Here is an 8,952-nt window from a genome sequence, read left to right as displayed (position 1 = left end):
GCGGGGCGATGGTCGCTGTGGGTGCGTCCGAGGCCGAGGTGCTGCCCTTGCTGGCCGATGTCGATGGGGTGTCGATCGCCGCGGTGAATGGTCCGTCGTCGGTGGTGCTTTCCGGTGTCGAAGACGATGTGCTCGCGGTGGTCGCGAAGTGCATCGAGCGTGGTTGGCGGACGCACAGGTTGCGGGTTTCGCATGCTTTCCATTCGGCGTTGATGGAGCCGATGTTGGTCGAGTTCGCTTCGGTGATCGAGGGTTTGGTTTTCTCGCGGCCGAGCATCCCGTTGGTGTCGACGGTGACCGGTGAGCGTGTCACGGATGAGATGACCGTCCCGTCGTATTGGGTCGGTCAGGTCCGCGACACCGTCCGGTTCGCCGACGCGGTTGTCGCGATGGCCGATCTGGGTGTGTCCAGGTTCGGCGAGGTCGGACCCGACGCGGTGCTTACCCCGATGATCGCGCAGATCGTCGACTCCGGGCAGCTGCATGCGACCCCGGCGATCGTGCCCCTGGTTCGTCGGGGCCGGGCCGATGCGTCCACCGTGTTGGGCGGGGTGGCCGGATTGTTCGTGGCCGGTGCCGATGTGAACTGGGCCGGTCTCCATGCCGGTGGCCGGTGCATCGACCTGCCCACCTACGCCTTCCAGCACGAACGGTTCTGGCTCGATCCCCGCCAGGTGCTGGCGAAGTCGTGGCTCGGCGCCGAACTGGGCGGGGTCGGCTCGGTCGGGCTGGACGCGGTGGAGCATCCGCTGCTCGGTGCGATGGTGTCGCATCCGGAGTCGGGCGAGGTGAGTTTCACCGGCCGGTGGTCGGTGGACTCGATGGAGTGGCTGGCCGACCACAGCGTGCTCGGGGTGGTGTTGCTACCGGGTACCGGGTACGTGGAGCTGGCGAGCTACGTCGGCGGCGTCCTGGGCTGCGAGGTGGTGGATGAGCTCGTCCTGCATACTCCATTGACGATGCCTGCCGAAGGCAGCGTCGCGGTACAGGTCGTGGTGGCCGGCGCCGACGAGGCCGGTCGCCGCCGGCTGACGGTGCATTCGCGGCAGCGCGCCGAGGGGCCGTGGCTGCTGCACGCCGAAGGTGTTCTCGCACCGGGCGAGACGGCGGCCGATTTCGATCTGGCGGTGTGGCCGCCCGCGGGTGCCCAGCCGACTCCCCTCGCGGGCGTCTACGAGGAGTTGTTCGAACTCGGGTACGGCTACGGCCCGTTCTTCCAGGGTTTGCAGGCGGCGTGGCGGCTCGGTGACGAGTTGTTCGCCGAGGTCGCGCTGCCGGATCCACAGGACGGCAACGGCTTCGGGGTCCATCCGGCACTCCTCGACGCGGCGCTGCATGTCGGTATCGTGCACGGTCTTCGGGATGGTGTCGGTGATTTCCCGGCCCTGCCGTTCACCTGGAACCGCGTGGTGCTGCACTCCGCCGGCGCCGCCGCGGTGCGGGTCCGAATCGTGGTCGACGGCACCAGGTTCGCGGTGCAGCTGGCCGATGACCAGGGGCATCCGGTGCTGTCGGTCGGTGCGCTGGTGTCCCGACCGGTGTCGGCCGATCGCCTGGGTGCCGACCATGCCACAGAATCCCGCTTCCGCGTGGAATGGACTCCTGTCGCCCTGCCTGCGGCGACCGTGGAGCCCGGTCGGCTGGCTGTGCTCGGCTGGGGCCGAAGTTCCGGTGCGGTGCGGGGCTACGGTGATCTCGCGGCGCTGATCGCCGATCTGGATGCGAACCCGGACGCGGTCGTTCCCGAGATCGTGCTGCTGGAGAGCCCGTTCGACGACGCTGCGCCGCCGCAAGCGGCACGCCGGGTCGCGACCCGGGTCCTGGATACCATCCAGGGTTGGCTGGCCGAATCCCGTTTCGCCGGTACCCATTTGGTGGTGTCGACCAGACACGCCGTGGCCGTGGCCGATTCCGATTCGGTGCGGCTGGATCAGGCGCCGGTCTGGGGGCTGGTGCGCGCCGCGCAGGCGGAGCATCCGGGGCGATTCCAGCTCCTGGACCTCGACGGCGACCACGATCCGATCTCGGTCGCGACCGCGGCGATAGCCGCGGAACCGGAAGCCGCACTGCGCGCGCAGACGGTGCTCGTGCCGCGCTTCGGCCGCCACGCACCGGATGCGATCGCCCGGCCGATCGAGCCGGGCACCGTGCTGGTGACCGGTGGCACCGGTGGTCTGGGTGCGGTGATCGCCCGGCATCTGGTGACCGAACACGGTGTGCGCCACCTGCTCTTGACATCCCGGAGGGGCCTGGATGCGCCCGGCGCCGCCGAGCTGCGCGATGAGCTCGTCGAGCTCGGTGCGCGGGTCGCGGTCGCCGCCTGCGATGTGTCGGATCGGGCCGCGGTCGCCGCACTGCTGGACGGCATCTCGGCCGAGTATCCGCTGATCGGCGTCGTGCACGCGGCCGGAATCGCGGACAACGGTCTGATCGAGTCGATGACGTCCGACCGGCTCGGGAATGTCTTCGGGCCCAAGGCCGACGCCGCGTGGCATCTGCACGAGCTCACCCGCGACGCCGCGCTGTCGCTGTTCGTACTGCTGTCCTCGGCGGGTGGGCTGGTCCTGGCTGCCGGTCAGGCCAACTACGCTGCGGCGAACGTCTTCCTCGACGCCCTCGCGGCGCATCGTCGCGAACTCGGATTGCCTGCTACCGCAATTGATTACGGTCTGTGGGCGCGATCGAGCGGCCTCGGGGCCGAGCTGTCCGAGGACGACTTCGATCGGATGCGGAGGCTGGGTTTCCCGCCCTTCACCGAGGCCGAAGGCCTTGCGTTGTTCGATGCGGCGATCGCCACCGAAACGGCCCAGGTGGTGGCGCTGCGGGTCGACGCGGCCGTGCTGCGCACCCGGGGCGAGCAGATCCCCGCCCTGCTGCGGGCGATCGCGCCCGCTCCCGTGCGCCGGGCGACTCGGACCGCGGCTGGGCAGGCGTTCGCGCAGCGGCTGGCCGGGCTCTCCGACACCGATCGTGCCGCGGCACTGCTCGATCTCGTCCGGGCCACCGCCGCAGACACTCTCGGGCACGCCTCGGGCGCTGCCGTCGAACCCCAGCAGGCTTTTCAGCAGCTCGGGTTCGACTCGTTGAGCGCCATCGAGTTCCGCAACAAGCTCAATACCGCGACCGGTCTGCGACTGCCGGCCACGCTGATCTTCGATTACCCCAACCCGCAGCTCGTCGCCGACTTCATCGATTCCCAGCTCACCGGCACGAGCAAGGACATCGACAGCACCGCAGGCACAGTCGTCGGGGACGACCGGATCGCCGTGGTGGCGATGGGCTGCCGCTACCCGGGTGGCATCGCGTCGCCGGAGGATCTGTGGCGGCTGGTCGCCTCCGGCGAGGAGACCACCGGAGAGCTGCCGGACGATCGGGGCTGGGACCTCGACGGCATCTATGATCCCGAGCCCGGCAAGGCGGGCAAGACCTACACCCGCCATGGTGGATTCCTGTACTCCGCGGCCGATTTCGATGCGGACTTCTTCGGGATCAGCCCGAACGAGGCGACGGCGATGGATCCGCAGCAGCGGGTGCTGTTGGAGGTCTCCTGGGAGGCGCTGGAGCGGGCCGGTGTGGATCCGGCGGTGCTGCGGGGCAGTTCGACCGGGGTGTTCACCGGCGTGATGTACCACGACTACGCCCAGGGCGCCGGCACCGGCAACAACGCGGGCGGCAGCCTGGTCTCCGGTCGCATCGCCTACACGCTGGGCTTGGAAGGTCCTGCGGTATCGGTGGATACGGCATGCTCGTCGTCGCTGGTCGCTCTGCATCTGGCCGCGCAGTCGCTGCGGTCGGGGGAGTGCGATCTGGCGTTGGCCGGTGGAGTGGCCGTGATGTCGGCACCGGACATGTTCCTCGAGTTCAGTCGCCAGCGCGGGTTGTCCCCGGACGGTCGCTGCAAGTCCTTCGCGGACTCGGCCGACGGTGTCGGCTGGTCCGAGGGCGCGGGTGTGCTGGTGCTCGAGCGGTTGTCCGATGCCCGGCGCAACGGGCATCGGGTGCTCGCGGTGCTCGCGGGTTCGGCGGTGAATCAGGATGGTGCGTCGAATGGGTTCGCCGCGCCGAACGGCCCGTCGCAGCGGCGGGTGATCCGCCAGGCCCTCGCGAATGCCGGTGTTTCCGCGGTCGACGTCGATGCGGTGGAGGCGCACGGCACCGGCACGACATTGGGTGACCCGATCGAGGCGCAGGCGCTGATGGCCACGTACGGCCGAGATCGGGATGCCGCGCGGCCGTTGTGGTTGGGGTCGTTGAAGTCCAACATCGGTCACGCTCAGGCCGCCGCCGGTGTGGGTGGCGTGATCAAGATGGTCATGGCCATGCAACACGGGCTGCTGCCGCAGACCCTGCACGTGGATCAGCCGTCTACAAAGGTGGATTGGTCCGAGGGGCAGGTCCGGCTGCTGACCGAGCCGGTGCCGTGGCCGGAGGTGGGCCGGCCACGTCGTGCGGCGGTGTCCTCGTTCGGCCTCAGCGGCACCAACGCACACCTGATCGTCGAACAGGCGCCCGCAGTGGACCCGGCTCCAGAGGTCAAGACCGCTCCGGCCGGCGCAGTGCTGCCATGGGTGCTCTCCGCCCGCAGTGGCGCGGCGCTCGCCGATCAGGCCGCCCGCCTGGCAGCGCAGCTGAGCGCCCACGAGGACGATCCGATCGATGTCGGCTTCGCACTTGCCGATTCGAGAATGCTGTTCGACCACCGGGCCGTGGTGTTCGCGGCCGAACGTGACGCGCTGCGGGCCGGAACACAAGCGCTGAGCCGCGCCGAAACCACTTCTGGTGTGGTTTCGGGCCGGGTGGTTCCGGGTTCGACGGGTGTGGTGTTCTCGGGTCAGGGTGCGCAGTGGGCTGGTATGGCGGTCGAGTTGTGTGCGGTGTATCCGGTGTTCGCCGAGCATTTCGATGCGATTGTCGCGCAGTTGGATCCGCTTTTGGGGCAGTCGGTTTCGTTGGGTGTGGCGTTGAATGGCGACGACCTTGTCGATCGGACGGTGTTTGCGCAGGCGGGGTTGTTCGCGTTCGAGGTGGCGTTGTTCCGGTTGCTCGAATCGTGGGGTGTGTGTGTGGATGTGGTGGCTGGTCATTCGATTGGTGAGGTTGTTGCTGCGCATGTGGCTGGGGTGATGTCTGTCGAGGATGCGTGTGTGTTGGTGGCGGCGCGTGGTCGGTTGATGCAGGCGTTGCCTGCTGGTGGGGCGATGGTCGCTGTGGGTGCGTCCGAGGCTGATGTGCGGCCGTTGCTGGTCGATGGGGTGTCGATTGCGGCGGTGAATGGTCCGTCGTCGGTGGTGCTTTCCGGTGTCGAAGACGATGTGCTCGCGGTTGTCGGGGTGTGCATCGAGCGTGGTTGGCGGACGCGTCGGTTGCGGGTTTCGCATGCTTTCCATTCGGCGTTGATGGAGCCGATGTTGGTCGAGTTCGCTTCGGCGATTGCGGGTTTGACCTTCGGGCGGCCCGGTATCCCGTTGGTGTCGACGGTGACCGGTGCGCGGATCACCGATGAGATGTCGGATCCTGCGTATTGGGTCGGCCAGGTCCGCGACACCGTCCGGTTCGCCGACGCGGTTGTCGCGATGGCGGGTCTGGGGGTTTCCCGGTTCGCCGAGGTCGGCCCGGACGCCGTGCTCTTCCCGATGATCAACCAGATTGTCGAGGAGCTGACGGCAGCAGTGACTCCCACGGTGGTCGCGCTGGCGCGTCGGGGCCGGGCGGACGCGACCGCCGTGGTGGCCGGGACGGCCGGGTTGTTCGTCACCGGCGCGCACGTCGATTGGGCCGGCCTGTACGCCGGTACCGGAGCTCGGCGCATCGACCTGCCCACCTATGCCTTCCAGCGGCAGCGCTACTGGATGGCCGCCGGGCCCGCCGCCGGTGGTGGTGGTGACGCCAGGTCGATGGGTTTCGCGGCCACGGGGCACCCTCTGGTCTCGGCCGTGGTGTCGCAACCGGAGTCCGACGCGATCGCGCTCAGCGGCCGATTGTCGGTGCAGACCCAGCCCTGGCTGGCCGACCACGCGGTCATGGACACCGTGTTGGTCCCCGGCACCGGTCTGGTCGAACTCGCCCTGCACGCCGGCGAACAGCTCGGCTGCACGGTGCTGGAGGAGCTGGTGCTGCGGGCGCCGCTGGTGCTGTCGGATTCGGCAGGGGTCGCCGTGCGGGTCGTGGTCGATGCCGAGGACGCGGCGGGTCGGCGCGGGGTGCGGATCTTCTCCCGCCCCGACGATGCTGTCGAGACGCCGTGGACATTGAACGCCGAGGGCGGGCTCGCGTCGGAAGTCGACAGTCCCGCAGTGGATCTGGTGTCGTGGCCGCCCGCGGACGCGGTCACGGTGGATATCGACGGTGTCTATGACTCTCTCGATGCGCAGGGTTATCACTACGGTCCGGTGTTCCAGGCGTTGCGTGCGGTGTGGCGTGGGTCGGACGGGTTGTATGCCGAGGTCGCGTTGCCTGAGGTGGCGCGAAGCGACGCGGGGCGGTTCGGTGTGCATCCGGCGTTGCTGGATGCGGCTTTGCATGCCTTGCGTTTTGCCGATGAGACCGCGTCGGAGGAGACCGGTCTGGTGTTGCCGTTCGAGTGGTCGGGCGTCACGGTGCATGCGGCGGGGGCCGATGCGTTGCGGGTTCGGTTGACTCGCATCGGTGAGCGTGGGGTTGCGCTGGATCTGGCGGATTCGACGGGTGCTGCGGTGGCGACGGTGCGGCATTTGGCGTCCCGGCCGATCGATCCCGCTCAGCTGACCGCGGGCACACCCATTACTCGTACTGCCCTCTTCGATGTCCGCTGGCCATCGATCACGGTGTCCGACAACGAGGTCGCTGCCGTGGCCTGGGCGGATCTCGGCGGCATGGGTGAGCAGGTTCCGCGGGTGGTGGTGTTGGACTGCCCGGCGGGCGATGATCCCGCGGCTGTTCGTGCTGCCACTCATGGTGTGCTGGAAACACTGCAGTCGTGGATTACCGAGCCTCGGTTCGGTGAGTCGGTGCTGGTGGTTCGGACCAGTGGCGCGGTCTCGGTGGCCGGAGAGGACATTTCGAACTTGGCCGGTGCCGCCGTCGGCGGCCTGGTCCGGGCCGCACAGTCGGAGCATCCCGGCCGGATCGTGCTGATCGACAGCGATTCCGAGCTCGACGGTCTGCTGGGCGGGATTCTGGCTGCCGAGGAACCACAGGTAGCCGTCCGCGCTGGGCAGGTACACATCGCGCGACTTGCCCGGGTCGTCTCCACCGACGCTCCGGTGGCCGGTTCTTTCGATCCGGACGACACGGTTCTGATCACCGGTGCCGGCGGCTTCCTCGGTGGATTGTTCGCCCGGCATCTGGTGGCCACGCGCGGTGTTCGCCGCCTGTTGCTGTTGAGCCGGCGCGGTGAATCCGCTCCCGGTGCAACCGAACTGCGAGAAGAGTTGCAGCAGTTCGGTGCCGAGGTCGAGTTCATCGGATGCGATGTCGCCGACCGCGGTGCGTTGGCCGAGGTGCTGGCCGCTGTTCCTGCCGAGCACCCGCTGACGGGCGTCTTCCACCTGGCCGGTGTGCTGGATGACGGTGCGATCGCGTCGCTGACTCCGGCCCGCATGGATGCGGTGTTCCGGCCTAAGGTCGATGCCGCGCTGCATCTGCATGAACTGACCGCCGATCTGGCGTTGCGAGCGTTCGTGGTGTTCAGTTCGGCGGCCGGTGCGTTCGGCAACGCCGGCCAGGGCAACTACGCCGCGGCCAACGCCTGCTTGGACGCACTGGCCGCGCGCCGCAGGGCATCCGGGCTCCCCGGCACCTCGCTGGCCTGGGGTCTGTGGAGCATGGACGGAGGTATGGCGGCGGAGCTCGGCGATGCCGAGCGGCGCCGGATGTCCCGGTCCGGCATGCTGCCGCTGTCGCAGGAGCAGGGCCTGGCGCTGTTCGATGCGGCGACCGGGCTGGACACGGCGGCCCCCGTCCTCGCCCGCTTGGATCTCGATGCCATGCGTGGCGCGGGATCCGCAGTACCCGTACTGCTTTCCGGGCTGGTCCCGCAGCGCCGGAAGGCAGCCTCGGGTGCGTCGGCGGCGCTGCGGGCGCGGTTGGCGAGCACTCCCGACGGTGAACGCCTCGGAGTTCTGGTGGAAATCGTGCGCGGTCAGGTCGCGGCGATTCTGGGTCATCGGAATGCGAATGTGATTGCACCCGACCGGCCCTTCAGCGAGCTGGGCTTCGATTCGATTTCCGCGGTCGAGTTCCGTAATGCCCTCGCGACCGCGACAGGTCTGCGGTTGCCCGCGACGGCGGTGTTCGACTATCCGTCGCCACAGGCTCTTGCCGAATATCTGGCCGGCCAGTTGGCCGGCCATCGGGACGCCGAACCGGCAACGGACATGTCGGAGAACAGTATTCGCAACGCACTCCAGACGATTCCGCTCGCCCGGCTACGCGACGCGGGCCTGCTGGACGCCCTCATGAAGCTCGCGAACGGGCAGGACAGCCAGGACGGCACCGATCAGACCGTCACGGATGAGTCGATCGACGAGCTCGATATCGACGGCTTGATCGACCTGGCCTACAACAACTCCTCCGAGGACTGAAGGACCGATTGATGACCAAGCCCGATGACAATACTCAGAAGCTGGCTCAGGCCCTCCGTGTCTCGCTGAAGGAGACCGAGCGGTTGCGTGCCCGCAACCGCAAGCTCGAATCGTCTCTTCGTGAGCCGATTGCGATCGTGGGTATGGCGTGCCGGTATCCGGGTGGGGTGGGTTCGCCGGAGGAGCTGTGGAACCTGGTTTCGGCGGGTACCGACGCGACGTCGGAGTTCCCGGCGAATCGCGGTTGGGACACCGAACGCTTGTATGACCCGACCGGCGAGACGCCGAACTCGGCGTACACCCGTGAGGGTGGATTCCTGCATGCCGCTGGGGAGTTCGATCCGGCGTTCTTCAATATCAGTCCGAATGAGGCGGCGTTGATGGATCCGCA

2 protein-coding genes are annotated in these 8,952 nt (G+C 68.3%); both read left to right on the top strand.

Annotation, left to right across the window (positions count from 1 at the left end; genetic code table 11):
• The first annotated feature begins 17 nt into the window (after positions 1 to 17).
• Positions 18 to 8,561: an SDR family NAD(P)-dependent oxidoreductase gene (locus AB0L58_RS42700; RefSeq protein ID WP_364397371.1), complete on the top strand. Its 8,544-nt coding sequence runs from the start codon at positions 18 to 20 to the stop codon at positions 8,559 to 8,561.
• Positions 8,562 to 8,572: 11 nt separating this feature from the next.
• Positions 8,573 to 8,952 (top strand): beta-ketoacyl synthase N-terminal-like domain-containing protein (locus AB0L58_RS42695; protein WP_364397368.1); only part of this gene is annotated, 380 nt, incomplete at its 3' end.

This window comes from Nocardia sp. NPDC052112, from assembly GCF_040680135.1.
GTDB lineage: Bacteria > Actinomycetota > Actinomycetes > Mycobacteriales > Mycobacteriaceae > Nocardia.
Note: the sequence above shows the minus strand (reverse complement) of the source record. Positions and strands in the feature narration are given on the sequence as shown.